This is a genomic window from Nostoc sp. ChiQUE02 (assembly GCF_034531305.2).
Taxonomy (GTDB): domain Bacteria; phylum Cyanobacteriota; class Cyanobacteriia; order Cyanobacteriales; family Nostocaceae; genus Nostoc.
Genome location: NZ_JAVRBN020000025.1, coordinates 42241 through 68643, shown reverse-complemented (window position 1 = coordinate 68643; position 26403 = coordinate 42241). Strand labels below are relative to the sequence as shown.

22 protein-coding genes are annotated in these 26403 nt (G+C 40.1%); 7 read left to right on the top strand and 15 right to left on the bottom strand.

Features of this window, described 5'->3' with window-relative positions:
- Nucleotides 1–66 precede the first annotated feature (66 nt).
- A complete protein-coding gene (locus tag RM347_RS23340) occupies nucleotides 67–870 on the bottom strand; it encodes an SDR family NAD(P)-dependent oxidoreductase (RefSeq protein ID WP_322720974.1) in 804 nt (267 codons plus the stop codon).
- Between the two features lie 148 nt (nucleotides 871–1018).
- Here RM347_RS23340 and RM347_RS23335 point away from each other — a divergent pair, with 148 nt between their 5' ends.
- From RM347_RS23335 to xylB, 6 genes are all read left to right on the top strand, one after another.
- Complete coding sequence (locus RM347_RS23335) at nucleotides 1019–2365, top strand: ABC transporter substrate-binding protein (RefSeq protein ID WP_322720975.1); 1347 nt, start codon at nucleotides 1019–1021, stop codon at nucleotides 2363–2365.
- 174 nt (nucleotides 2366–2539) lie between these two features.
- Nucleotides 2540–3463 (top strand): carbohydrate ABC transporter permease, encoded by a 924-nt coding sequence (locus tag RM347_RS23330; RefSeq protein WP_322720976.1) that lies wholly within the window; start codon nucleotides 2540–2542, stop codon nucleotides 3461–3463.
- Nucleotide 3464: 1 nt separating this feature from the next.
- The gene (locus RM347_RS23325; protein ID WP_322720977.1) at nucleotides 3465–4286 is read left to right on the top strand and encodes a carbohydrate ABC transporter permease; all 822 of its coding nucleotides are present in this window, start codon (nucleotides 3465–3467) and stop codon (nucleotides 4284–4286) included.
- A gap of 130 nt (nucleotides 4287–4416) precedes the next feature.
- Nucleotides 4417–5574, top strand: coding sequence for an ABC transporter ATP-binding protein (locus tag RM347_RS23320; RefSeq protein ID WP_322720978.1), 1158 nt, complete (start codon nucleotides 4417–4419; stop codon nucleotides 5572–5574).
- The gene (locus RM347_RS23315; protein ID WP_322720979.1) at nucleotides 5531–7018 is read left to right on the top strand and encodes a mannitol dehydrogenase family protein; all 1488 of its coding nucleotides are present in this window, start codon (nucleotides 5531–5533) and stop codon (nucleotides 7016–7018) included. Before RM347_RS23320 ends, RM347_RS23315 begins: the two co-directional genes overlap by 44 nt.
- A gap of 347 nt (nucleotides 7019–7365) precedes the next feature.
- On the top strand, nucleotides 7366–8859 hold the full coding sequence (gene xylB / locus RM347_RS23310; protein WP_322720980.1) for a xylulokinase: 1494 nt from the start codon (nucleotides 7366–7368) through the stop codon (nucleotides 8857–8859).
- A 147-nt stretch (nucleotides 8860–9006) separates the two neighbouring features.
- Here xylB and RM347_RS23305 read toward each other — a convergent pair whose 3' ends face one another.
- The 14 genes from RM347_RS23305 to RM347_RS23240 all read right to left on the bottom strand — a co-directional run bounded on the left by RM347_RS23305 (nucleotide 9007) and on the right by RM347_RS23240 (nucleotide 24187).
- Nucleotides 9007–9771: a phosphatase PAP2 family protein gene (locus RM347_RS23305; protein ID WP_322720981.1), complete on the bottom strand. Its 765-nt coding sequence runs from the start codon at nucleotides 9769–9771 to the stop codon at nucleotides 9007–9009.
- 127 nt (nucleotides 9772–9898) lie between these two features.
- Nucleotides 9899–10447, bottom strand: coding sequence for a DUF1349 domain-containing protein (locus RM347_RS23300; RefSeq protein WP_322720982.1), 549 nt, complete (start codon nucleotides 10445–10447; stop codon nucleotides 9899–9901).
- A 324-nt stretch (nucleotides 10448–10771) separates the two neighbouring features.
- Nucleotides 10772–12532 (bottom strand): hypothetical protein, encoded by a 1761-nt coding sequence (locus RM347_RS23295; RefSeq protein WP_322720983.1) that lies wholly within the window; start codon nucleotides 12530–12532, stop codon nucleotides 10772–10774.
- Nucleotides 12533–12560: 28 nt separating this feature from the next.
- Nucleotides 12561–14378, bottom strand: a complete 1818-nt coding sequence (locus RM347_RS23290; protein ID WP_322720984.1) for a carboxylesterase/lipase family protein — start codon at nucleotides 14376–14378, stop codon at nucleotides 12561–12563.
- A 69-nt stretch (nucleotides 14379–14447) separates the two neighbouring features.
- On the bottom strand, nucleotides 14448–15221 hold the full coding sequence (locus RM347_RS23285) for a class I SAM-dependent methyltransferase (RefSeq protein ID WP_322720985.1): 774 nt from the start codon (nucleotides 15219–15221) through the stop codon (nucleotides 14448–14450).
- A gap of 104 nt (nucleotides 15222–15325) precedes the next feature.
- Nucleotides 15326–15817, bottom strand: a complete 492-nt coding sequence (locus RM347_RS23280) for a GtrA family protein (protein ID WP_322720986.1) — start codon at nucleotides 15815–15817, stop codon at nucleotides 15326–15328.
- 81 nt (nucleotides 15818–15898) lie between these two features.
- The gene (locus RM347_RS23275; protein ID WP_322720987.1) at nucleotides 15899–16831 is read right to left on the bottom strand and encodes an acyltransferase family protein; all 933 of its coding nucleotides are present in this window, start codon (nucleotides 16829–16831) and stop codon (nucleotides 15899–15901) included.
- Nucleotides 16832–16922: 91 nt separating this feature from the next.
- Entirely contained in the window at nucleotides 16923–17999 is a 1077-nt protein-coding gene (locus RM347_RS23270) for an acyltransferase (protein ID WP_322720988.1), read from the bottom strand.
- 68 nt (nucleotides 18000–18067) lie between these two features.
- The gene (locus tag RM347_RS23265) at nucleotides 18068–18637 is read right to left on the bottom strand and encodes a GtrA family protein (RefSeq protein WP_322720989.1); all 570 of its coding nucleotides are present in this window, start codon (nucleotides 18635–18637) and stop codon (nucleotides 18068–18070) included.
- Nucleotides 18638–18675: 38 nt separating this feature from the next.
- Nucleotides 18676–20319 (bottom strand): glycosyltransferase family 39 protein, encoded by a 1644-nt coding sequence (locus RM347_RS23260; RefSeq protein WP_322720990.1) that lies wholly within the window; start codon nucleotides 20317–20319, stop codon nucleotides 18676–18678.
- A 36-nt stretch (nucleotides 20320–20355) separates the two neighbouring features.
- Nucleotides 20356–20766 carry an ester cyclase gene (locus tag RM347_RS23255; RefSeq protein WP_322720991.1) on the bottom strand — a complete coding sequence of 137 codons (411 nt, stop codon included), beginning with the start codon at nucleotides 20764–20766 and terminating at the stop codon, nucleotides 20356–20358.
- A 30-nt stretch (nucleotides 20767–20796) separates the two neighbouring features.
- Nucleotides 20797–21975 carry a glycosyltransferase family 2 protein gene (locus RM347_RS23250; RefSeq protein ID WP_322720992.1) on the bottom strand — a complete coding sequence of 393 codons (1179 nt, stop codon included), beginning with the start codon at nucleotides 21973–21975 and terminating at the stop codon, nucleotides 20797–20799.
- A gap of 173 nt (nucleotides 21976–22148) precedes the next feature.
- Nucleotides 22149–23099: an NUDIX hydrolase gene (locus RM347_RS23245; RefSeq protein ID WP_322720993.1), complete on the bottom strand. Its 951-nt coding sequence runs from the start codon at nucleotides 23097–23099 to the stop codon at nucleotides 22149–22151.
- Nucleotides 23099–24187: a DegT/DnrJ/EryC1/StrS family aminotransferase gene (locus tag RM347_RS23240; RefSeq protein WP_322720994.1), complete on the bottom strand. Its 1089-nt coding sequence runs from the start codon at nucleotides 24185–24187 to the stop codon at nucleotides 23099–23101. The genes RM347_RS23245 and RM347_RS23240 overlap by 1 nt, the downstream gene beginning before the upstream one ends.
- Before the next feature lie 793 nt (nucleotides 24188–24980).
- On the opposite strand from RM347_RS23240, the gene gntT reads away from it, so the two are divergent.
- Nucleotides 24981–26381, top strand: a complete 1401-nt coding sequence (gene gntT / locus RM347_RS23235; protein ID WP_322720995.1) for a guanitoxin biosynthesis MATE family efflux transporter GntT — start codon at nucleotides 24981–24983, stop codon at nucleotides 26379–26381.
- Nucleotides 26382–26403: the final 22 nt, after the last annotated feature.

Sequence of the window (26403 nt, the reverse complement as noted above, 5' to 3'; positions counted from 1 at the left end):
GGTATGATTGCATTTTACCGAGTATATGCCCAAAGATATAATCTTTGCTCAATTATTTTTAAATTTCTATTCTCCCCCAGTAACCTCCAAGTTAAACCCAGTAATGTAGCTTGCCTCTTCGCTCATCAGAAACGCTACTCCATTTGCCACCTCTTCCAGGCTTCCTAAACGTCGCATTGGCACTGAATCGATCATCTGTTGCTCAACCACTTTGGGATCGGCATCAAAGTATTGCGATCCCACTGCTGCTTGTAATTCGGTTTGCCGCGTCCACATAAAACCAGGGCCAATCAACGCAGGGGAGAGCGCATTTACCCGAATGCCGTAAGGAGCCAAGTCTTTCGCTGCCGTCTGAGTAATTCCAATGACAGCAAACTTAGAAGCGGCATAAGCTAACATATTCGGCGGCCCGACTACGCCTGCATAACTCGCCATGTTGACGATCGCGCCTCCACCTGCATCGCGTAGTTGTTGTGCAGCCGCCTTGAGAATATGAAAAACGCCAACAACGTTAATGTCAATCACCTTTTGAAAGTCGTCTTCAGGATATTCGTCAGTCTTGGCAAACACTCCTTGATAACCCGCATTATTAAATACATAGTCGATCCGCCCAAGCTGCTTTACAGCACCAGTAAAAGCTTTGGCAACATCATCACTAGCTGTAACATCACAGCGAAACGTACTGACTGGAACGTTGTAATCTTTTAGTTCCCCAGCCACATCTGCCATCTTCGGTTCATTCAAATCTAGCAGCGCTACACCTGCGCCATTAGCAGCAAAACGGTGTGCAGTTGCCTTGCCAATATCTCCTGCACCGCCAGTAATCAGGATGGTCTTACCTGCAAACTGATAGGTTGCTTTTGCCGTCATATTTTTAACCTTTTATTGAAGAATTGTTGCAAATGCCCGTGATTTAAATGAGATTGGTATGATTTCTATTATTGAGCTTTTGCCCCAAATTAGAGCATAAAATCAAAAATTTATTTCGTTCGGTTTTTTACTTTAAAGGAGTCATGCGATGCGTATCCCCCGCTTCGCTAAAGTGCTGGTTGCATTTCTCGCTGGAGTGATGCTGGTGCAACTTCTACACGCTTGTTCACCACAATCGCAAGCCGCAGAGAAAACTAGACTGACGATCGCCACTGTTAATAATGGCGACATGGTGGTGATGCAAGGGCTTTCTCGCAAATTTGAGTCAGCTAATCCTGATATTCAACTCCGGTGGGTTGTACTGGAAGAAAATGTGTTGCGCCAACGCACAACTACAGATGTTGCTAGTCAAGGTGGGCAATTTGATGTCATGACCATTGGTTCTTATAAAACACCAATCTGGGCTAGACGGGATTGGTTAAGACCTTTGGATCTAGGCGCAAACTATGACGTAAATGACTTGCTTAAACCCATACGAGAAGGACTTTCCAATAACGGCAAACTCTATGCCGTGCCATTCTATGGGGAAAGTTCCATGCTGTACTACCGCAAAGACTTGTTTGAAAAAGCCGGGATTACGGTTCCTCAACAGCCAACTTATCCCCAGATGAGAGAATGGGCAAGCAAAATCCACGACCCAGCGCATGGGGTTTATGGGGTTTGCCTGCGTGGAAAACCCGGTTGGGGTGAAAACATGGCATTTGTTTCCACCTTGGTCAACACTTATGGTGGACGGTGGTTTGACATGAAGTGGCAACCGACGATCAATACTCCAGCTTGGAAAGAGGCGATCGCCTTTTATGTCGATCTGCTCAACAAATATGGGCCGCCAGGAGCCAGTTCCAATGGATTTAACGAGAATCTGGCATTATTCTCAACAGGCAAATGCGGTATGTGGGTAGATGCAACTGTTGCCGCGGGGTTGTTATCCAATCCGAAAGAATCCCAAGTTTATAACAAAGTTGGCTTTGCTCGTGCGCCAATTGAAAAATATCCCAACGGATCAAATTGGCTTTGGGCTTGGGCGCTAGCGGTTCCAAAAACCTCAAAATCACCCGAAGCCGCGCAAAAATTCGTTGCTTGGGCAACATCAAAAGAATACATTCAACTGGTTGCTAAGGAAAATGGCTGGGTTGCTGTACCACCAGGAACTCGGACTTCCACTTATGAGAATCCCAACTATCGAAAAGCTGCACCCTTTGCAGAAATCGTGCTGGCAGCAATCCAATCTGCTGATGTTACCCGTCCATCTGCACAACCAACTCCTTATAAGGGAGTTCAATACGTTGATATTCCAGAATTTCAGGCGATTGGTTCTTCAGTCGGACAAACCTTGGCGGCGGCGTTGACCAATCGAACTTCGGTAGATCAAGCGTTGCAGCAATCGCAGAAATCAACTGAACGTTTCATGAAACACACGGGTTATATCGAATGAAAAGAATTCCTTCTGTGTCTCTGTGGTTAAAAACGAACCGCATTCGCGTTAGCGTCTCCCCTTCTCCCAAAGGGAGAGGCTAACGCCAAGGGAGAAGGACACAAAGGGCACGAAGGAAAGAAAGTTTCAGAAAGATTTTGGGTAAGTGCTGTTATTTTGAATTTTGAATTGCTTATGTCTTCTTCATTAGCGGTAAAACCTCAATCCGAAACGCCACCACCCGTCAAGCAACGGACTACGCGGCAAGTGTCAACCTTACCTCTGGTTGCGCCTTCGGTCGTTCTCCTACTGCTGTGGATGATTGTGCCTCTGGTGATGACTATATGGTTTTCCTTTCAGCGTTATAACTTGCTGAATCCAGATGCACGCAAATTCATCGGGATTGAAAATTTCACTTTCATCCTCAGTGACTCAGCTTTATGGACATCGATCGCCATCACAATAGTTTTGGTTGTTTCCGTTCTAGCAATCACAATTGGTCTGGGTACATTACTAGCAGTACTATTTGACCAAGACTTTTATGGTCGTGGAGTGGCGCGGGTATTAGCAATCTCCCCATTTTTTGTTATGCCCACAGTTAGCGCCCTAATTTGGAAAAATATGCTGATGCATCCAGTGAATGGGCTGTTTGCTCAAATTACTAGAGGTTTGGGTTTAGGGGCGATCGATTGGTTTGCCAGCGTTCCATTACTTGCCATCATTATTATTGTGTCCTGGGAATGGCTGCCTTTTGCCCTGCTGATTTTGTTGACTGCAATTCAGTCACTCGATCGCGATCAGTTAGAAGCAGCGCGAATGGATGGGGCAAATGCGATCGCTCTATTTCGTTTTGTCATGCTACCGCATCTAAGCCGCGCCATTTCTGTGGTTGCCATGATTGAGACAATTTTCTTTCTGACAATCTTTGCCGAAATCTTTGTTACCACAGGCGGCGGGCCAGGACTTGCAACCACTAACCTGGCTTATTACATCTTCTTAAAAGCCTTGCTCGAATTCGATGTCGGCGGTGCTTCAGCCGGTGGATTAATTGCCGTAATTCTTGCCAACATCGTGGCAATCTTTTTGATGCGTAGTGTTGCTCGTAATTTGGATACCTAACATGGCACGTAAAACCTCAAAGATTTGGCTATGGACATTGCTTGGCTGGCTTGCCGCTTGCATCTTGTTTTTCCCAATTTTTTGGATGTTTATCACCAGTTTCAAAACGGAAGTAGCGGCAGTTTCAACTCCCCCGCAGTTATTTTTCCGCCCGACATTGGAGAACTATGTTGCGATCCAAGACCGGGCAAATTATTTCAATTATGCGTTTAACAGCGTAGCAATTTCCCTCGGAGCGACTATACTCGCGCTGCTGCTTGCCGTACCTGCCGCCTACGCAATGGCATTCTTCCCAACCAAACGCACCAAGGGCACTTTACTCTGGATGCTGTCCACCAAAATGCTGCCACCTGTGGGCGTGCTAGTGCCGATCTACATTTTGTGTCGCAACGCCGGGTTGCTGGATACTCGCATCGGTTTGATTATTATTTATACTCTGATTAATTTGCCAATTGTCGTCTGGATGATTTACAGCTTCTTCAAGGAAGTTCCCAAAGAAATACTCGAAGCCGATCGCATGGATGGAGCAACCACTCAGCAAGAACTTGTGCATGTGTTGTTGCCATTGGCAGTGCCGGGAATTGCATCCACAGCCTTGCTTTCGATTATTTTGTCATGGAACGAAGCATTTTGGAGCTTTAACTTGACAACAGCAGATGCAGCGCCGCTCACAGCCTTTATTGCTTCATTTTCCAGCCCTCAAGGATTATTCTGGGCAAAACTTTCGGCAGCATCAACATTAGCGATCGCACCCATCCTCATCTTCGGCTGGCTGAGTCAACGGCAATTAGTCCGGGGTCTAACCTTCGGTGCGGTGAAGTAGAAGGCAGGAGGCAGGAGGCAGGAGGCAGGAGGCAGGAGGCAGAAGGTATTAAAACAAACTCTTGTGTTCCTCGTTGCACCTCTACGTCTGTGCGTGAGAAAAAACTTAAACTCATTAATGGAAACAATTTATGTCAACAGTTGCTTTAAGAAATATCCATAAAACTTACGCCGACACAGAGATTATCAAAGGCATCGATCTCGATATCAGCGATCGCGAATTCGTCGTCTTCGTCGGCCCCTCCGGCTGTGGAAAATCAACCTTACTCCGGATGATTGCTGGACTAGAAGAAATTTCCTCCGGCGATTTACTCATTGATGGACAAAAAGTCAACGATGTGCCACCCGATAAGCGTGGTTTAGCAATGGTGTTTCAAACTTATGCCTTATATCCCCACATGACAGTGGCAGAAAATATGGCCTTTAGCCTCCGGCTTGCGGGTATGCAGAAAGCCCAACGTTATGAAAAAGCGCGTGAAGTCGCTCGTATTCTGCAATTAGAGCCACTTTTGAACCGGAAGCCCAAAGAACTATCAGGAGGGCAACGCCAAAGGGTAGCGATCGGTCGTGCTTTGGTACGTAATCCCAAAGTATTCTTATTTGATGAGCTACTGTCCAACCTAGATGCTTCATTGCGGGTGCAGATGCGAATTGAGCTTGCCAGTTTACACGACAGCCTGCAAGCCACCATGATTTATGTTACCCACGATCAAGTTGAGGCAATGACCCTCGCCGACAAAATTGTGGTGTTGCAGGGCGGCATCATCGAACAAATGGGTTCTCCCCTGGAACTGTACCATCATCCCCGCAATCCATTCGTTGCCGGATTTATTGGCTCACCGAAAATGAACTTTGTCTCAGTCACGGTGTCAGCCGTCAATGACTCTGGGGCAACAGTTAGACTACCTGGTGACGCAACCGTAACGATTCCGGTGAAGCCCAAAACCTTGTCAGTTGGGGATAGAGCAACATTAGGGATTCGTCCCGAACATCTGCTACTTGATCGCAATAACCCAAGCGTGAATGGCGAAGTCTTAGTCGTAGAACGATTGGGCGGAGAAACCTTTCTCTACATCAAAATTGCCGGTGGCGAAACCATAGTTGTGCAAACAGACGGAGATAATCCAGCCAAAATGCACGATTACGTTCCTATTTACATTAACGGTGAGCTTTGCCATTTGTTCGATCAGAACGGTGAAGCCATCCCCAAAGTTCATCGTCACCACCTCACCCAGAATGAATCCCATGAACAGCAATATCAGCACAGGATCAGCAATCAAGCTGAATGAAGCATCTCTATCTCAGTTAGGCAATAACGTTCGCGTACCCAATTACGATCGCCATCAAATTACTAACGGTATTGTCCATATCAGTGTGGGTGGGTTCCATCGCGCACATCAGGCATTATACCTGGACAATTACTTTCATCAAAATCCCGATAGCGAATGGGGAATCTGCGGGGTTGGGCTACTAGAATTCGACAAACGGATGCGGGATGCACTGAACTCTCAAGATTGTTTGTATACCTTAGTTGAAAGGTCACCAGAAGGCGATCGCGCTCGTGTGATTGGAGCAATTACAGAATATCTGTTTGCCCCAGATAACCGCCAAGCAGTAATTGACACCTTAGCAGATCCCAAATGCCGCATCGTCACCCTTACCATTACCGAAGGAGGCTACTACTATATTGAAGGTAGCGGTGAATTTGATGCTAATCACCCAACAATTCAGTACGATTTGCAGCATCCTGATGAACCAATTGGAGTATATGGCTTTTTGACAGCAGCCCTTAATCGCCGCCGTCAACAAGGAATAGCACCGTTCACCGTGTTGTCCTGCGACAATCTCCAAGGTAACGGAAACATTGCCCGCAAAATGTTAACCGCATTTGCCCAAATGCAGAACCCGGAATTGGGGCATTGGGTTGCCGAACAGGTAGCCTTCCCCAACTGCATGGTCGATCGCATTACTCCCGCCACAACCCCAGCAGATATCAAAATGGTGGCGGAACAGTTTAATATCGATGATGCCTTTCCAGTCGTCGCTGAACCCTTCCTTCAGTGGGTAATCGAAGACAATTTCAGCGCAGGTAGACCCGATTGGGAAGACGTTGGCGTGCAGATGACCAGCGATGTTCATCCCTACGAAATGATGAAAATCCGACTGCTCAACGCCAGTCATTTGTTGATTGGCTATCTTGGCTCCTTGGCAGGTTACACCTATGTTCATGAGGTTATGGCAGATCCATTAATCCGACAAGCTGTTGATCGTTTGATGGCAGAAGTTACGCCCACACTTCAACCTGTACCTGGAATTGATTTAGATAACTATAAAAAGACCTTAATTGAACGCTTTGCCAATCCCAAGATTCGGGATCAACTCCCGCGTCTTTGCCTCAATAGCTCCGCTAAAATGCCAAAATTTGTTCTCGGCTCAGTCCGTGACGCGCTGCGCCAAGGAGGGGCAATTGACTACATGAGCCTAACAGTTGCAGCTTGGTTCCGTTACCTCAATGGACAGGATGACCAAGGTAACGCCATTGCCATTGATGATCCAATAGCAGGTACTCTGACTCAACTAGCTCGTACCAGTGGCTCTGATGCCAAACCATTGCTTAACCTAACTGAGATTTTTGGCGATTTATCGCAGTCGTCGCCTTTTGTTGAGTCAGTCACCAAGCATTTAGGCAGATTGTATGAGTTTGGAGCAAAAAAAACATTAGTCAAAACTTAACTGGAAAGTGAAAGCTGCGACTTTTGAAGGCGGAAGTTTCATTTCCGCCTTCTGAATCTTAAGAATTTGGAGGGGCAATTGACTTTTTTTTAATTAATTTTGTGTACAAGCCCCCACCCTGACGCTCGCGGACTCGCTAACGCTACGCTATCGGGAATTAAAAATGCAAAATTAAGATTTGTTTATTCAATTTTTAATTCATAATTTTTAATTTTTAATTTTTAATTGGAGTGAAGCGACTTGACTGACATCGTAGTTGGCTTAGACTTGGGTACAGGAGGAGTACGGGCGATCGCATTTTTAATTCATAATTTTTAATTTTTAATTTTTAATTGGAGTGAAGCGACTTGACTGACATCGTAGTTGGCTTAGACTTGGGTACAGGAGGAGTACGGGCGATCGCAGTTAATCTCCAAGGGCAAATTATCGCTCAGGCAACCAGAAGCTATCCCCTGTTAACTCCACAACCTGGTTGGACGGAGCAGAACTCATCGGATTGGGTCAAAGCAAGTTTGGATGCTCTGTTTGATGTCACTCAACAGCTAAATGGACATCGTGCGATGTCTGGCGACAAGCCGCTGCGCGTCTACGCCCTCGGTTTGTCTGGACAAATGCATGGTATGGTTACTCTCGACGCGGATGGCAAAGCGATTAGACCGGCAATTTTATGGAATGATCAGCGCACAGGTAAAGCTGTTGCTGAGATTGAAGCCGCTATACCCCGGCAGGAGTTGATCCAGCGCACTGGAAATCCGGCAATTACAGGGTTTCAACTGCCGAAGCTCTTATGGTTGCGGACTGAAGAACCACAAGCTTATGCTCGGCTGTGGCAGATTCTTTTACCAAAAGATTATTTGGGATATGTGCTAACTGGCGAAGCAGTAACAGAACCGTCTGATGCCTCTGGTATTGGCTGTCTAAATCTGGCGAATCGGCAATGGGATACAAATATTCTCCATACTCTTAATATTAATCCAGCGTTGTTTCCTCCGGTAATCGAATCTACCGCGATCGCTGGACGGCTAAAATCAGAAATAGCTGCCCGTGTGGGATTACCTGTGGGATTACCTGTGGTTGCAGGTGGAGGTGATAATGCCGCAGCAGCCATCGGTTTGGGCATCTCATCAAGCAACCTGAGCCGGGGTAGTTTGAGTATTGGCACATCGGGAGTTATCTTTGCACCATGCGATCGCCCAATTCCCGATCCAGAAGGTCGGGTACATTTGTTCTGCCATGTGGATGGTGGCTATCATCTGCTGGGAGTGACGCTAGCAGCAGGTGGTTCTCTGCGTTGGTATCGAGATACATTTGCACCGCAGATATCCTACACCGATTTGATGGATATGGCAGAGCGATCGCAGCCTGGGGCGCGTGGTGTGCTATTTCTACCCCACCTCGCAGGAGAACGCAGTCCCCACCTCGATCCAGATACTCGCGGTGCTTTGGTGAATTTGTCATTAGCTCATACACAAGCAGATATAACTCGTGCAGTTCTGGAGGGGGTTGCATTTAGCTTACGCGAGGCATTGGAGGTAATTAGTGCGATCGCTCCACTAGATCAACTATTAGCAACGGGTGGAGGCGCACGCTCTCACATCTGGTTACGAATTTTGGCAGATGTTTTGCAAACAGAACTCATTGCTCCCAAAGCCGAAGAAGGAGCTGCTTACGGAGCTGCTATTTTGGCAATGGTGGGAGTTGGTGCTTACCCCGATTTAGAAACTGCACTCAAGATATTCGAGCAGGATAGTCATGTAGTACAGCCGCAGGCAAATCCTTTATATGAAGCAGGGTTTCAGCGCTACAAGCTACTTTACGATACCCTGAAAGCTGTTCGTTGACAGAACACCATTCAATACTTCTTGATTAAACTCTAGGCAGTGCTGAGAACGGAAAATTTAAGGGGTTAACTAACCCTCATGTATGGCTCATTTTGGCATTTTTGCCAAAATTTTTGTAAGCTCTCCTTTTGGCAAAGGTATTGGGTTTTACTCTTTGCTTACTAACTGGGTTTCTTCAGGTAATAGGAAAGTTTCTTCTTGAGTCTGATTGCCTACGACAGTGGGTTGAGTCAGGTTTGGTTTGATAATTATACTGACACCAATTGACCAAGCGATCGCCACCATCCAACCGGCGAGAATATCACTGGGGAAATGCACCCCCAGGTAAAGGCGAGTCCAAGCAATCACTAAGACATATAAGCTACCACCAGCGAGAATTAACCAACGCCAGGAGGTAGCCCAAATTAAAATTAGCAAGATACAGACTAGTGTCATACTCATCGTTGCATGACCGCTAGGAAAGGCAAAAGTAGACTTCTCCAGTGCAAGAGATAGCCATATTTGAGGACGTAATCGATGTAGTAATATCTTGCCCGTATGGTTAATAATAATACTTCCCACTGTAGTGGTGAGTAAGTAAGCTAGCGATCGCCAGCGTTTGCGCTGCCATAGTATGATGGCAACAATACTGAGAATAGGGATCACCATATCTAATCCCAAGTTGGTTACCGCTACAGCCATCACATCTAATTTTGGTTGTGCTGTAGAGTGAATTGTCAACAGAATTGGTAAATCCCAGGGGAAACCTGCTTCATACTGCCATAGCTTTGCTACTAGTAACTCAAATATCTGCAATGGTAAATATACACCGATGAAAAGGATAAAGAGCGATCGCCAATGGGCAATCAATAGGTTTTGAATAAAGGAAATCGGCGACTGACTTTTTTTCTTAGTCTCTTTCAAGCTGGTCATAATGATTTATTTGATGAAGTCAAATTAAACATCAACTTGGTAGGGGGAATATTTGTCAATGCGTAAGTTCTAGTCTCGTCAGATTTCTGGAAAAATGAGAGTTGGGGATTTCCGCAAGTTAAAACACTTAACCATCGCTTAAAGGTGTAATTTGGAAATCTTCGAAAACCACTTGAAAACCTTCTCGTTCAGGTGACGCACACATCGGGCCAACTTGTACAGTTTTTGCTTCAGTCAAATAAAGCAATCTAATCATTATGTAATGTTCACCATCGAGGGAATATTTTACCTCTACAGCGCCTCCTGTTCGTTCCAACCTTAACCACAAGGAAGTTGGGTTTTGAGGTAGTTGTACCACAGACCAGTCAGAATATTCCCGCGTAACTACAACACTGGCGTATTGCACATCTTCTACAAATTCAATTCCACTTTTTAACCATGTCAGATCGTTTTCGCGGATCATCAACCCTGCTTGGTCGTAAAGCACCTCATACTTGCCGATGATTTTCACGTCAGCCCTAAAATCACCTGTGACTTCTTGATAATAAAAGTGTCCGCTGTCGCGAATAAAACCGTAATGAGTTTTGCGCCAAAAATCTGTGTTAAGACCTGAAGTTACAGTCAGTGTATGCCCTTGGTGTTTCCAAGCAGGCGGTTCATTAAGCCATTTTTCCATATCAATCTTTAGATGTACTTGTACTTTTATTTTACATATAGCAATCTTAAATCATTTGTGATTTACATAATCGCTCAGACGGTTATAAATATTTTATTTTTAGTTTCAGTATTTTCTCACGTTTCACTTCAGATTGCCATATAGTTTGATATTGCATTATGTGCAAGATATCAGATATGCGAGTATGATGAACCTCTCACAATATATTAAAGTAACACATTGACTTTTTAAACCTTAGTGTGTTGTTTAGTGATTATATAATATTTGAATTCTGGGAGCTAAAAACATTAATTAACTGGTAATATAATCTCATTTTATAAAAGTTTACTTAAAATAACTTATGGGAGCTTCATTCGATTGTTTAATTAAAAAATTATATAAAATACCTTTTTCAAATAATTCAATTGCTGACTCATAAATTGGCTTAAACTCAAACACTTGGCCACTAATAGTTAAAGGTTTACTTCTGCGAAATAGCTGACCATTTTTTTCTTGCAACAAAATAATATCATGGCTATCAATAAGACGGGGAGCCTCCCATTTAAGAAAATATTCAAAGGACTTGCTCTTAGGATCGAAATCGAATTTTCCTTGATTTATTATTGTGTCCTGCCAGTTTTGACTCAATCTATATACTTTAGGATAAAATGTGTACTTTCGCCAAAAGTACCATCTTGGTTTATCCTCAGTTTGAGGTAATTCATCAAGACGCTCCCAAGTTTTAGGAAATTTATAAATTTGCCTCAACGTTATTGGAGTACCCCACTGAATAAAAGAGTGTAAATGCTTTCCAGTATTTATATCAGGGGCATCAACTAAAATTATTGTGTCTGGCTCAATATCTGGACAGAGGTGTATGATGTCAGTCCAAAAAGCTCGTTGATATTCCCAAGTCATCTGATTTTCTTGCTGTACGGTTAAGCCAAACCCTACTAATAAGGAGAAAAAGACAGCCAACCCCGCATTAGCTAGATTTCTTGCCAGATTGTTATTATTGAATAGATTAATAATCAGATAACAGAGCAAACCAATAAGGATTGAAGCTCCTAAAGCTGCCGTCATATGCACCCGCGAACCACGTCCATTAATTTCAGTGGCTACACGAGTAAAAAATAGAGGATAAGATAAAACTAATAACGTTAATCCCAAGAATGTTAACTTTTTAATTGATGATAAAATCAGGGTATTATCGTTTGCATCAAAATCCTCTTTAGCTTCAATTTTCAGATTAGATAAAAGTAGAATAAATCCAAGAATAGATAAAGGTACAAAGACCAATAACTCTCCTTTTAAATTGAGTAGAGTTTGAGCAGGGCGATAGAAAAACATACTCAAACTTATAAAAGGCCCGATGACCATTTGACGGATGGGCGTGAAAATAGATGTAAGAATATTTAATTCATCAATTCTGCCTTCACCTGTTATCTTCCGCACAATTACAATTGTGGCTAACATAGCTGCCAAAATTAGGATATGTCTGATCATCTCCTTGAGTAAGCTTTTGTCCCAGTGATTTTTAAATAACGGAGCAGTAACAAAAAGAGGCAACATAGTTTCATAGCATAAAATAGATGCAAAAATCAGCAAGTATGATAATAATTTTTTATTGAATAGATAAAACAGAAATGCTAGCAATAAAAATGTTAAAGATGAATAAAGAGATATATGAGTTAGATAAGCGTGATTAGTGTCTGCTGGAAATAGAGTAAAAGCTAGAGTTCCTGTCACAATAAAAATCGGTTGATTCCAAATAGACTTTAGAAACCAGCAAAACAAAATATTGTTGATTAAAATTACAAGATAATTTATTAAGTAGAGAACTCTGAAATCTTCAATTAATTTACCTAAAAAACCGACTGAAAACTCAATAATATAAAGAAGAGGACGACCTTCGGTTGAACTATAATTTAGAATATGCCATTTAAAAAATTCACTAAAATCAACCACATTCATAGACATTGGTTGAGCTATTAAAAAATAATCATCTTCATATAAACCTAAATTTTGATAGTGCCAGAAGTGAGCTATAAAAGTAATAATAGCTAAAATAAAAATGTACCTACCTAAATTATTTGGGAATACCATAAAATATAATTCCTAAACTTATTTATTTTTAATTGTTACAGTCTGTGCAGCTAAGGTCACGCGCTGCGTTATGCCTCTCGACAGCACGCTCAACTAGATCAAGTCGCTCCTTCCAGGGATCTGCTGCCATTACTGAACCGCCATTAGGCGTGAACCTCATCAGGTCAAATTTGCCTGGGTCGTATGTTGACCAGTTTGGCAACCCCGATCCGTTGGGATTACCAAACTTCGCAAAATTGGCAAAGTAGGTGTGAAACATCTGCGCCATTGTCCGATCTTTCTCAGTTACGTCCTTGCCATAGCAGGCATCCAATGTCATGAAAAGGTAGGGCTGTTCGCTGCCGTGGTCGGCATCTTTCACCTTTGGACGTAACGATTCAGCAACATAACCAAAGCGGTAGAGCCAAACGGGATTGCCCGCCGCCACCATCTGTTTAGCGACGAAGCGGGCGGGTTCGTGCATCGTCATATCGATCGCAATGGTTTGTAATATCTCAGACGGTTGCAGTTTTCCTCTGAGGTTGTAGAGGACACGTGCCTTATCGGCATCTACTCCGAAGTACGAAAGGGGATTCTCCCTGGACGGCGGATAGGTTATGGGTAGCTCCTGACTGGTGCTTCCAATAAGAAGCGGAACCTTTGCCGCCTCGCCCCGCCGCAAAATCTCTTCTGGAGTGGCAGTTACAATGCTTCCGTCAAAGATAATACCGCCTGCATAGGTTGGCGGTTCCGCCAGGAAAGTTACCATATTCATGTCGCCATTCACAACCTCCGCAGGCAGTGCCCGCAATGCCTTAAGGGCTACCGCTCCAGTACCAGTGATGCCGACACTCTTGGCGAACTCAATTCCGCTTTGCTCGGCGGCGGGCTGCTCTGGGGTACTTTCGCTCAACTTCCGCTCACCTACTAAATAGGTGCGTCCTCCACCTGACAAGACGATGGCACGCTGGAAAAGACCTCTTGCCTCTGGCGAAATTAGATGGTGAATCACCGAAATGCCCCCCGCTGATTCCCCCATAATCGTGACCTGGTTAGGATCTCCAGCGAATGCGGCAATGTTGCGCTGTACCCAACGCAGTGCCGCAAGTTGATCGAGCAAGGCGTAGTTGCCGAGCCGGCCTTCCTTAGCGGCGGTGAGGGCAGGATGGGCGAAAAAGCCCAGGCGACCCAGGCGATAGTTGAAGCTAACTACAACAAGTCCTTGCTGGGCAAAGGCACTGCCATCAAAAATTGCGCTTGCGGAACTGTCATCGAGAAAGCCGCCACCATGAATCCAGATCAGGACTGGCAGTTTTTTGGACGATGGGTTGCCTACGGGTCGCCACACATTCAGCACTAGGCAGTCTTCGGAGGTCTTACCGCCATTCATGGATGCGTAGACCGGAAACGGTTTATGAATACAGTCGTTGCCGTAGGCTATAGCCTTACGCACACCTTTCCAGGATTTAACAGGTTGAGGCGATCGCCATCGTAGGTTTCCGACTGGTGGCGCGGCATAGGGAATTCCCTTGAAGGACAGGATATCATCCGATATCGTTCCTTCGATCGTGCCAGTGTCAATATTCACCGTATTTTGTTTAATTAAATAATTATGTAAGATACCTTTTTTAAAAGACTGAAGTGTTGACTCAGAAACAGATTTAAACTCAAACACTTGATTTTCAATAGTTAGAGGTTCACTTCTGCGGAACAATTGTCCGTTTTTTTCCTCATTCATAGACACTGTCTGAGATATTAAAAAAATATTATCTTCATATAATTCTAAATTTTGATAATGCCAAAAGTGCGTGATAACAATCATAGCTACAATAACAATGTATTTATTCAATTGTTTTAGCAATATCATAGATATATAAGTTATAAGCTTATTTCTTTTGAAATATTAGTTTTTATTGTCGTTTTCTAGTTAGTTTCATCAATAAGCTGATGTAGCAACTAAACTAGCTATTGGCTCTTCAGTTAATTCATTCCTTTGAGCTAAGAGTAAGAGCGACACTCCAAATGGTAGAAATAGGCGTCCTATTAAATAACGCTCTATACCAAATAAGAAGGTTAACATTTGATTGACTAACTTTGGTGGCATGGATTGTTCATTACCTCCTTTATTAAACAAACCTTGCACTAATCTGACTCCAGCAATTAAAGGAAATAATACAAAATTAAAATAACTAACAAAATGTACATGATAGCCAGTATCCCCAACAATTTGCCGCAAATTGTGTAGCATATATCTACGTTTATGATGAAGGAGATCATCATGTTTAGACCAAAGCCAAGGATAAGCAGGAACAGTAATTAACAACCAGCCAGAAGGCTTTAGTTTTGCAGACAAAGCTTGCAAAGATGCAGTATCTTCTTCCACATGCTCCAAAACATCTAGTAGTACGATTAGATCAAACTTTTTATCAGCGAATGGAATATCATTTGGTAAGAAACCCGGCTGAATTTCTCCTAGTTGAAGGTCACTTGCAAAAGTTCGTGCTGCTTCATTTAATTCCATAGCATAGACTTGCCCATGACGACTTAGCATAGCTAAGTTACCTCCAGTCCCACACCCTGCTTCAAAAATTTCTGCATCTGCTGGTAAATTCAACTTCCTGATAACTTCTTCAATGATTGAGCGCCGTGCAACAAACCACCAATGTTTATCTTCGACTTCCATCATTTGCTGGTACATTTGAAAATCCATCGCTATTTATACCTCATTTGTATTGATGCTTTTATGATGTTTGATAAAGTTGAGATATGCATCTCAATTTAAAAGTCAATTAATTGGGATATCTATGAAAATCATTAACATTCGCTTTTTGATGTCAAGGATGTTTTGATATCTTCGATATCAGATGAATTCAATTCTGTTTGTGTATCATTGTCACCTTTAAACACAAGGCGATCGCTCATAATATAGTTGAGACTTGCACCAAATAAGCCTCCAGCCAATGTATTTATTTTATGATCAATACTGAAACAGTCTAAGAGGGGAAATAGAAAAAAGATGCGAGCAACTACTGCACTCCCCGCCGCTACATGAAACATAGGAAGTTGCTTAAATAAAACTTCTCTAATCTCCCATTTGCCCTCTGTCCATACCCAAATGCGGTAAATAAAAAAACTCAATAACACAGAGAGTTCAATTGATACAGCATTGGCTATATTGTGTAACAGAGGAGTATTCCACCCCCACCAGTCAACCAGCAGAAAAATCAAGACTATATTAAAGCAGGTTGTGATACCTCCACCGATCAGGAATTTAAATATTTTTTGTAAATATACTTTTTCTTGCATTGATTTACTCGACAGTTATAATTATGAACTCAGTATTTAATCCAATCAACATCCCACTTGTAACTATTTAAGCAAAATTCATTAAATATTTACTTGTAATATCTTGAAAGCAGTAACATGGATTAAATATATTTGCAAACTATATTTTCCAAAAAAATAAAACATATTCTTTATATTTTTCAAGAATATACTATCACTGTAAAAATTGTCTATATAATCAAAAAATAATGCGATCGTTAAACAAAGCGGATATGCAATCATGATACAAGGATACCAAAAAAGACCTAATCTCCATCTCATATCAGATGAACTTAATGCAAAAATCAGATTAAATAACAAGATACATAAAGATAAAATTATTCCATTAATTTTTATATTTTCAAATATCGGAACTGGCTCATTATGAATTAAAATATAACCAGCATATATACCAATAATAAAAATTGGAATCCGTAAAGTAAAAATCAACAAGTAATAAAAATCTGTAGCTGTAATTAACCAAGATAAAATTAAAGCGAATATAATAATCTTAATAAGATTTTCATGAATAATTTGCAGGGAATTATTATTTTCAAATCCAATGAAATTAACAATTAATGGAAAAATCAAATAACATACCAATATAGAAGGAATAAACCAAAATATTTTATCATTATATAAATAAAAATTGATACCTAACATCATAGACAAAAAATTATTCAAAGAGAACTCGTTTTGGTAGATAAAAAGAAACAAAAAATATATAGAGACAACAATCCAATAAGATGGTAAGATTTTCAAAAAACGAGTTTTATAAAATTTAGTCAAAGATTTTTTTTGAGAATTCCAACTATAAAATAATCCCAATCCCGATAAAAAGAAGAATATATCAACTGAACTATAACTTATTTCTTTGATAAATTTAATAGGTGCTAGTATATTAGCAAAAACAATAGGTGCGTGATAAAATACCACCCATAAAGTAGCAAACCCCATAATTTCAGTGCGATAACGGCTAATTTTTAATAAAGACATATTTAGGCATTTTTACTTATTTACAATGTCCAAACTTGAGCTTTGTATAAATCTAGAGATTTGTGAGTTTATCTAATGAGTTCTGAGCAATCTAAACTATTATTTTTACATACGGAATTTTATTTATTAGCCATACACAAAATAGAGATAGTAGAAATGTAATAATTGCAGTTACTGGTATTGTGATTACTTTAATTATAATTGTTGGGATTGATTTCATAGTGTTAAAACTCATTGCGGTGATGTCGACAAAATTTAGAACAACATCCAATATTGCAGGATGAATGAGATAAATTCCAAGGGTCAGTGTAGATATTGTATTTGTTAGATTGCTACCAAGAATTGGATTTTGCAAATATTTGAAAAGAAACATAATACTCACCGACATGAGAATAACAGTTGCTCCTAAATCTTCATAAAAGTAAATATCTGTCGGATCATAATTTTTGGTGATGATAAAATAGCCTAAAGAGGTCAGTAATATAGAAAGCGTAAAGAGAATTGATAAAACTTGCTTGGGTAGGCTGATGTCAGTTGTTGTAATTAAATAACCTAGAAAATAATATGGCAGATAAGATAAGAACCAATTGATGAACAACTTTGATTCCATTGAAAATAAAGTGTTAATGGATGAAATTGCAAATGTAGCGCAGATAAAAAAGATTAATTCGCTTGTTGTTGACTGAGCAACTATCTTTCGCAAGAATGGTGTAAACAGATATAGTCCTATTATCATAAATAAAAACCACATATGAAAATATGGTCTACCGAGCAATAGATGATTGACAAGCTCTATTGCCGTTGGTTTATGTCCTTGTAAAAATTCTTTAAAGAATCTCCATATCAGAAAAATGATACTCCAAGCTATTAGCGGATTGAGGATTCTGGATGTGCGTTTTCTGTAAAACTCGGAAATTCCTTCCTTTTTATTTGGATCTAGCAAAAGTGCGCCACTTATCATCACAAAAACTGGAACACACCATCTGACCATAGATTCATAAATATTCCCAATCCACCAATACTCAGAACCAATCGAATTATGATCTACAACCTTTCCTGCTACATGAAGAAATACTACTGCAAAAATTGCAATAATCCGCGAATTTTCTAACCAAATTATTTTTGAATCTTTTAATACTTCTATCGAATCTAATGTATTTTCTGGCATGATTTCCTAGAGAATTCTTTATATAACTATTTGTTAAAATCCAAATAAGTAAAGCACTTGTTAGTATTTTAGGACTTATGCAACTTCCACATTGGCCTTTCTCGCTCTAAACTGAAAGAAAGTTTTTCTATATCGCCTTGTCTCACCTGCCAATTTAGCTTTAAGTTGAGCCAGAAATTCCAGAGCGTAATGCAAGCGATCGCCACTAACTTGGCGATATATTCATTCACGCCAAATCTAGAAAATAGCCAATTGACGATTAAACTATTTAAGATTAACCCAAAAAAACAAATCAAATTGAATTTGAAAAGACGTTGTAATCGCTGAGTGATTGATTGCTGCTTTTGAGAAACATCGCTAAAAGTCCACACATCATTCCAAAGGAAATTGTTAATAATTGCAACTTCTGTTGAAAGCATGGCACTGGGAGTTAACGCTAACCCTAACGGCTTGTGCAAGAGAGCAAACATTCCCAAGTCTACGGCTACCCCACCCAAACCCACTACAGCAAAACGGATAAACAAAGCTACAGGCAAACAGGAAAGGTCGAACTGCAATTTTTGATAATCAATGTACAGATGGGGATTCTCTCTACTTCTTACTTCTCTAATTTTGCCCTCCTGATGTTGTTGACACATTTAACTTACTTCTCTAAGTTCAAAAGAGTTTCTATTTTTTATGATTTTTTTTCGACTTGCCACAGTTCTGTTAGCGGCTCGTCAATCAACCTAAGTGAATAGGTTTTATCTTTCTTAAATCGAGTAAGCAAGTTTTGGCTATTCGTCATATCAGAATCAAACAAAAAGATATTGCTGGCTTCTTTGGGGAACAGTGGCAGATGGTCATCTTGTACAATTAGTAAATTGATTTTTGAATTTAAAAGATGATTTAAGATTAGCAAGCTGCCGATATTAGAAATCTGGTTGCTACTTAATAATAATGTGTTCTCAAATTTATTAATATATTTAGCCGTTGCTAGAGGATATTGATTACCTATTTGTAGCCACCAAGTATCAGCTTTAAAAAATATCACATCTGAGACTAGTCCAGCCAACAAAAATCCAACCATTAAACATTGCCAAATTTTTTGCTGCCAGTGCTTTTGGGAGAAAATATAGACACCTAAAACATAAGCAACAGCAATTTGGAGGCTGACGTATAAAGGCAACTGATACCGAAAAATAGTAGAGCGAGTTCCTCCCAAAATCATATCAGGTAACAGCAAGCAGATAGATGGAATCGCTCCTAACAGAATTAGAAACAAACTAAATCTATTTAATCTTTCTTTAACGATAAAATACAAAATATATAATATTAAAATTAGCGAGAAAATCCCAGCTATAACGCTGTAATATATATGTTCTATTTCCCAAAAAGATTTATTAACCAAAGGAGTATAACTACTAAAGTTAATATCAAAAAATATTCGAGTGATTTGAGCCAGTAGAATGGCGATTAAATCAAAAGGATTATCTAATTTGTATAATGATAAATGAGACGTTAGTTGTTTCGCTGTGCTGATATGAGTGATGAATACAAATATCCAAGCGAGAAAAATAAACAACCCAACTGTAGTTGCCAACAGATAATTTGCAAGGGTTTTGTTAAAGCGAAAGCGTTGTTGAGAAGCAACATAAATGCCATGAGCCATTGCTACTAAAGCAGTAAATAAATGGGTATACAATCCCACAGTTAGGGCCAGGGCATATATTGCCCAGTTCAAGAAAGTTTCCCGTCGGAGAGTCCTCAACAGGGCAGCACTGCATACTAGAATTGTTACCATCCATAAACCGTACTGGCGTGCATCTTGAGCTAAGAAAATCTGCATGGGAGAAACAGCCATTAGAGCGATCGCCACCCATCCCACAACGGTCGACTCGAACAACTCTAGACACAGCCAATACACGCTGGGAAATATCAATAGACTGATTACCGCTGATAAACTCCTTACTCCAGCGGCTGAATCCCCAAATACTTGCGCCCACAATCTCACCACCGTATAGTACAAAGGCGGATGCTGGGGGTCTGAGGTAATTAAATAGCGAACAGTATCATTAACGCCTCGGTCTGGATTAAGGTGTTGATATTTATCCAATGCAGCAACAGGAATTATGCCCTCATTAAGGACTTCTTGTTGTACTTCAGCGACAGTATGACCAGAAATCGCTAGAGAGGTAAAAGCTTCATCGTACCAGATCGCTTTTTGACCCAAATGGGAAAAGCGAAAGAATATCCCTAACCCAACCAAGAAAATTACTAATACTTTTAACCAAATTGGGGGATTTTGTTTATCTATTGGAGTTTGTTTTTCTAAATTCATTGTTCAATTAAAAGGCAATGGCTTCCGAATCCACGGCTAAACCTTCTCTGAAGTCTGAATCTGGCTCACAATTACTGGAAGCGGCCAATATCCCCAAGATTCTGTAATCTTCTGATTTTCAACCTTGAATATTTCCAACGCTTCAAATTCTACTTTTGCCCCACTGGGAGTCATATCAATAAACTCACCTAAGTGCGTACCTGCAAAGCGACCCCTAAACACAACTTTGCCATTTTCCTCAATTAAATCATCAATAATCACTTTGATATCTGGAAAGGCCTTGTGAGTACTCTTCAATATCTCAATCGCATCTTCGACACTTCGCACTTGAGGTAGCCCATGATCTATATAATTCGGTGCAATATACTTGTATGCAGCTTCGTAATCTTGAGTGTTATAAATTTCAAAAAAGCGTTGCACAACTTCTTTATTAGTCAGATTATTCATAGAATTTGATTACTAAGTTGGATAGATAAATCATATACGAACGGCACTATTTAGGGAATCTTTTTTCTTGTATTCTCTATTTAGAGAATTATTAAAGCCATGATATTCTTGGACTAAATACAATGGGCGTTGCTTGGATTCCTCATAGATTCGTCCTAAATATTCGCCAATTATGCCTAATCCTATCAACTGTATTCCACCAAGAAAAAGTACAACGACCATTAACGAGATATAGCCTGGCACTGTAATTCCTGCAATCATGGTAAAAATAATTAGATAAGCAGCATACAAGAATGCCAAAAACGATATAGTTAACCCCAAGTAAGTCCAAATCTTTAAGGGAATTACACTAAAAGAGGTAATTCCGTCAAGGGCAAAATTCCAAAGTTTCCAATAATTCCACTTGCTCTGGCCTTGATAACGGGGTTGGCGATCGTAGGGGATTGAACATTGTTTGAAGCCAACCCAAGCAAATAAACCTTTCATGAAACGAGTTCTTTCAGGCATCTGTTTCAGTGCTTCTATAGCTCGCCGATCTAATAATCGAAAATCACCCACATTTGCAGGAATATCAATAAGACTTAGCTTGGATATAGTCCAATAAAAAGCTTTAGCTGTTGAGCGCTTTAGCCAACTATCATCTAACCGTAAACGACGTTGAGCATAGACTACATCATAACCCTCGCGCCACTTATCAATAAGTTGCTCAATTAGTTCTGGAGGATCTTGAAGATCCGCATCGATTGGAATAACGGCTTTCCCTTGCGAGTAGTCGATTCCTGCTGTTAACGCAATCTCCTTACCAAAATTACGGGAAAAACTCACTACTTTAATAGCTGGATTACGATAGTGATGATTGAGCAAACACTTCAGAGTATTGTCACTACTACCATCATCTATACAGATAATTTCATAGGTAATATTCAGCCGATTCAGAACTGAAGAAAGGCGTTCAAATAAATGGTCTATATTAGGTTCTTCATTGTGAAGAGGTATTACTATAGACAACTCTACAGAATCTAAATTTGATTGTATCGGATGTCTAAACCGATCCCATGCTTTATCTGGTGACAGTAGTGTTTGATCCGCTATTGACTTCTCATCAATAGTTAGCACCATTTTGTGAGTCCCTGGAGGAATATTAGCGGGAACTGTAATCGTCACTTCACATTCTGTTGTCACATTAGCAGTCGCTTCAATCGTTATCATCGTATTAGTTGAAATTAACGTGAGTTAAATGAACCTCTTTTTTTGGCATAGTTTGCTTACCCGCAGGTAGGGAAGCAATCCAATAACAGGAATGGTTCGCTTGTTCGACTTATTTATAAATGGTTATCCAAATTCGATATGATAAAAAAGTTGTGATATTGACTAGAAAATTGTTAAAAAATATGCTTAACCAAATATTCTAGTCCTATCCTAGAAGCGTAGGCGATCGCTTTCTTTGTCTTTTCCCCAGGTAACAATCCTTCGTAAAGCAAAATCTCCGCATCAGACTTATTATTTAAACGTACAAGCCGTGAGTGTTCACTCAATCCTTGTGATTCAAAATGGGTTTCATCAACAGAAGTTTCAACTATAAAAACTAAATCATTTTCACTAGTAAAAGGATTTCCAGCAATACCAATAAATTGAGTATTAGAATTATTCAATTCCATAGAAATACCGACTTCTTCTGCTAATTCTCGTTGAGCATCAGCATAAAAGTTAATATTTGCTTGGATTTCATTAAATGTAGCAAGACCAGCTACAAAATTGAGTAAACCAGGACAATCAATGTTTGGCGATCGCTCTCCAATGTAAACACTACCTTGTCTAGAGATAGGAATTACAGTAACACCCATTGTTCTGGCAAAATATACAAAGGGGTCGTTATATTTTTCTAACCCTTTGAGCATCAATTCTAAGGACTCAATTTTAGTTCTTTCTATATCTTGACGATATCTTGGATAAGTTGTAGGTCCAACTTCTAAATATAAAACTTCATTTCTGCGGAACCAATTCCCCCTTACGCCTGCTCCAGACCATCTAACCTTTCTATCATCATATTGACTTTGTTTCCCATCAGAAATTTCTCCTGAAGCAATTTGCGCTCGGATAATGTTATCTACGTACTCATCAAAGTTAGTATTAACAGGGTCTCCTACAATATTTTGAGGAGCCTGTCCTTCAATAGTACGAATATCTGTGATACCTTTAACTTCCTGATGCTGAAGTAGTTTTATAAAATCTTTTTCTGTTACCAAAGCTTCAGCTAAAAATTCACCAGCAGGCAAAGTTGCTAGCTTGCTAACAAGTTTTTCAAGGCATTGAGTAAATTCAAAAGTACTCATTACCTTAAATAAAATTCACGGATTTTTTCAATAACGTATGCCTGCTGTTCTGGCTTTAATCCATAAGCTGATGGTAATGAAATTCCTTGTTCGTATGCCTTGGTACTTATGGGATATTCAACATTCGGGTCAACTAAATCTTTGTAGCAAGGCTGCATATGAAGTGGACAAAAAAAGCGCCGTGTTTGAATCTCATTACTGAACAAGTAGTTTTCTAATTCGGCTCGATTTTCTGCATAATATGAGGTAAACCAGTATACAGGTTCGCAGCGTTCATCTACCGGAAGTATTTGTAGTTGAGGTATATCTCCCAGTCCTTGACTATAAGTGTCACAAATTTCCTGCTTACGCCGAATAATTTCTGGCAATTTCTTGAGTTGTGCAACACCAATTGCTGCTTGCAGTTCGGTAATAGAGAAGTTAAAGCCTATATGTTCGTGTACAAATGTTCCTCTGCGATCGCGTCCGTGGTTTTTTAGCCGACGACATGCTTGGGCAATTGTGTCGCTTTGGGTCAGTATTATTCCTCCTTCACCACAAGTAATTGTTTTATTTCCATAAAATGAAATAGCACTTACATCACCTCGTAATCCTACGTGTTCTCCTTTAAACTTAACTCCAATTCCTTGAGCAGCGTCTTCAATTACTTTCAAATTATACTGATGAGCAAATTCTTTGACAGCAACCATGTCAGCACTTTGTCCATATAAATGGACTGGCATGATAGCTTTAGTACGCTCTGTAACCAATGCTGCTGCTGCCTCAACATCAATACAAAGCGTGTCTTTTTTGACTTCACAAAAGACAGGTTTAGCTCCGGCCATAATTACAGCATTGGATGAAGCAACAAATGTTAAATTCGGTACAATTACTTCATCACCATAACCAATATTTAATGCTTTTAATCCACAGTATAAAGCTGTGGTTCCATTTGAAGTAGCTATGCTATGTTTAGTTTGCGTTAATTGTTTTATTCCTTCTTCAAATTCAGCAGTAATTTTGCTTTCTGTAAGATATGTAGAGTCGATAACACGCTTAACTTCATCGAACTCTTTCTCATCAATCCAAGGTTCAACTTGAGGAATCATGGTTAGCTTTGTAATTATGTACGAATGGTGTATAAATAAATGGCTTTAAGAACTACACGAGATTGAAAATTTGGTGCAAAATAATTAGCAGTGGTTGCTAATGCAAATTTAATTCATCCTGACTCTTGTATTTGGAATAACTAAATTATTCAACAATGAAATCTTTCAGTTTTTACCTCTTAGTTTAAAGGGACATAAACTTATTGTGGCTCAGATGAATATTTGTATCAATTATTTTCCTCAAATTTTGCCTTTCAAAAAGTTATTGTCTGTAAAATATAAGGCTATGTAAACACAAAACTATTAAGCTAAGTGCATACAAACACAACACATAAAAAGCATATTGTGTTGTAATACATTAGTTTAAGCACTAATTAAAGTATCGTGAAAATTAAAATATCACACTATAAAATCAATTGCAACAAATACTTGCTCTACTATCGATTAGCAGCGAAAACTACAGTATTCCCCATAGTACTGTAACAGATTTTCCTGTTAACTATTTTATCTGTCACAAAAATTCCCTTAACTGTCTTATTTGTCTTCAAAATTCCCTTAACTGTCTTATCTGTCCTTGCATTTCAGCTTGAACAATGAAATAATCGGAGTGCGTACTACGTATTTTAAAAAATAATTAAAAAGTCAACAAATCTTGATTTAGAACTACTGAAGTGCTCCTAAACCAAATCAACTTAAATATATAAAGTGTTTATTTAATTTATTAGTAGTCTTAACAGTCGCTTACTCATGGTAAACACTTAACCAGTTTACAAGTGATTTAATCCTAATTCTAATGAATACAAAAATTTCTTCCCAGTACGACTTCCTTCCTCGCTTTCTGCAACTGGCGACTGTTAATGCAGCGTCGGTAATGATGATACCGTTAGCGGGTGCCATCAGCGTAGCTTTCCTGGGCCACTTGCCAAACATTAGTTATTTAGCAGGAGTTGCATTAGGCGCTCTTTTGTTTGACTCTCTCTACGAAAGCTGTTCCTTTATCAGGTCAGGAACAATTGTGATGACATCTCAAGCCGTCGGACGAGATGACCGAGAAGCAATACTCCTAGCAGGACTACAAAATGCCTTAATCGCTTTGGGGTTGGGTATGCTTTTGCTGCTGTTGCAATATCCTCTGGAAAAGCTAGGTTTTATGTTGTTGAACGCTACTCCAGAGGTGAAACTTGCCGGCATTGCTTATTTTAATAGCCGGATTTGGGGAGCGCCTGCGGCTTTAATCAACTTAGTCTTAATTGGATGGTTTCTCGGACGAGAACAAAATCGCAAAGTTTTGTTACTCACCATCATTGGGAATGCTGCTAATGTTGCACTGGATTACCTTTTCATCGTCCATTGGGATTGGTCAAGCATGGGGGCTGGATTAGCGCAAGCTATTAGCCAGTATTTAACCTTATTCGTAGGACTTGTGATGTTTAGCCGTGAAGTTCCGTTACAAGAAGTAGTTTCTTTAACAGGAAAAGTCCTAAATTTGTCCGCCTTACAAAGCCTTTTTGTGCTTAATCGCAATTTATCTGTTAGGTCTGTAGTTATCGTATCTATGTTTGTCCTTTTCGGTGCTTTTGGTGCAACACTAGGGACTAATGTTCTGGCGGAGAATGCTTTACTTCTCCAAGTAGTAGCATTAAGTATGTATATGTGTGATGGGGTAGAATCTGCTATCGTCACTTTAAGTGGGAACTTTAAAGGTCAAGGAGCAATACAAAAATTCGTACCACTTTTGCAAATTGGATTAGGAACTAACCTAGTGATTGGTTTAGTATTTGGGTTGGCTGCTTTCTTTTTTCCTGACCCGATATTTCAAATATTCACTAACCATTCTGAATTGATAGAAGCGATCAAAATTTATATTCCTTGGTTAATCCTTCTCTTAGTGGGCGCAGGTGTTGCTTATACTCTAGATGGGTATTTTTCTGGCTTGGCTGAGGGGGCTGCTATACGCAATGCGTACTTGATAGATGGTTCGCTGGGAATTATCTTTCTATTTTTAGCAACCTTTTATTTTCATAGTAATCATATTTTATGGTTGGCCTTATCAATATTTATGCTATCTAGAACTTTAACTTTGGGACTACAGATACCGATGACTTTGAAATCAAATCAAGAAGAGGAATCTGTTGCTAACTTATTATCTAATTCATCTCAAACCAAAGCTGATGAATCAACTTCCTTTTCTTAAGTGAAGATGAAAATACCAGTAA

What these genes read in the sequence shown, in the direction of transcription:
- RM347_RS23340 (WP_322720974.1), bottom strand. Translation starts at nt 870, where the DNA reads ATGACGGCAAAAGCAACCTATCAGTTTGCAGGTAAGACCATCCTGATT.
- RM347_RS23335 (WP_322720975.1), top strand. Translation starts at nt 1,019, where the DNA reads ATGCGTATCCCCCGCTTCGCTAAAGTGCTGGTTGCATTTCTCGCTGGA.
- RM347_RS23330 (WP_322720976.1), top strand. Translation starts at nt 2,540, where the DNA reads ATGTCTTCTTCATTAGCGGTAAAACCTCAATCCGAAACGCCACCACCC.
- RM347_RS23325 (WP_322720977.1), top strand. Translation starts at nt 3,465, where the DNA reads ATGGCACGTAAAACCTCAAAGATTTGGCTATGGACATTGCTTGGCTGG.
- RM347_RS23320 (WP_322720978.1), top strand. Translation starts at nt 4,417, where the DNA reads ATGTCAACAGTTGCTTTAAGAAATATCCATAAAACTTACGCCGACACA.
- RM347_RS23315 (WP_322720979.1), top strand. Translation starts at nt 5,531, where the DNA reads ATGAACAGCAATATCAGCACAGGATCAGCAATCAAGCTGAATGAAGCA.
- RM347_RS23305 (WP_322720981.1), bottom strand. Translation starts at nt 9,771, where the DNA reads ATGACCAGCTTGAAAGAGACTAAGAAAAAAAGTCAGTCGCCGATTTCC.
- RM347_RS23300 (WP_322720982.1), bottom strand. Translation starts at nt 10,447, where the DNA reads ATGGAAAAATGGCTTAATGAACCGCCTGCTTGGAAACACCAAGGGCAT.
- RM347_RS23295 (WP_322720983.1), bottom strand. Translation starts at nt 12,532, where the DNA reads ATGGTATTCCCAAATAATTTAGGTAGGTACATTTTTATTTTAGCTATT.
- RM347_RS23290 (WP_322720984.1), bottom strand. Translation starts at nt 14,378, where the DNA reads ATGATATTGCTAAAACAATTGAATAAATACATTGTTATTGTAGCTATG.
- RM347_RS23285 (WP_322720985.1), bottom strand. Translation starts at nt 15,221, where the DNA reads ATGGATTTTCAAATGTACCAGCAAATGATGGAAGTCGAAGATAAACAT.
- RM347_RS23280 (WP_322720986.1), bottom strand. Translation starts at nt 15,817, where the DNA reads ATGCAAGAAAAAGTATATTTACAAAAAATATTTAAATTCCTGATCGGT.
- RM347_RS23275 (WP_322720987.1), bottom strand. Translation starts at nt 16,831, where the DNA reads ATGTCTTTATTAAAAATTAGCCGTTATCGCACTGAAATTATGGGGTTT.
- RM347_RS23270 (WP_322720988.1), bottom strand. Translation starts at nt 17,999, where the DNA reads ATGCCAGAAAATACATTAGATTCGATAGAAGTATTAAAAGATTCAAAA.
- RM347_RS23265 (WP_322720989.1), bottom strand. Translation starts at nt 18,637, where the DNA reads ATGTGTCAACAACATCAGGAGGGCAAAATTAGAGAAGTAAGAAGTAGA.
- RM347_RS23260 (WP_322720990.1), bottom strand. Translation starts at nt 20,319, where the DNA reads ATGAATTTAGAAAAACAAACTCCAATAGATAAACAAAATCCCCCAATT.
- RM347_RS23255 (WP_322720991.1), bottom strand. Translation starts at nt 20,766, where the DNA reads ATGAATAATCTGACTAATAAAGAAGTTGTGCAACGCTTTTTTGAAATT.
- RM347_RS23250 (WP_322720992.1), bottom strand. Translation starts at nt 21,975, where the DNA reads ATGATAACGATTGAAGCGACTGCTAATGTGACAACAGAATGTGAAGTG.
- RM347_RS23245 (WP_322720993.1), bottom strand. Translation starts at nt 23,099, where the DNA reads ATGAGTACTTTTGAATTTACTCAATGCCTTGAAAAACTTGTTAGCAAG.
- RM347_RS23240 (WP_322720994.1), bottom strand. Translation starts at nt 24,187, where the DNA reads ATGATTCCTCAAGTTGAACCTTGGATTGATGAGAAAGAGTTCGATGAA.
- gntT (WP_322720995.1), top strand. Translation starts at nt 24,981, where the DNA reads ATGAATACAAAAATTTCTTCCCAGTACGACTTCCTTCCTCGCTTTCTG.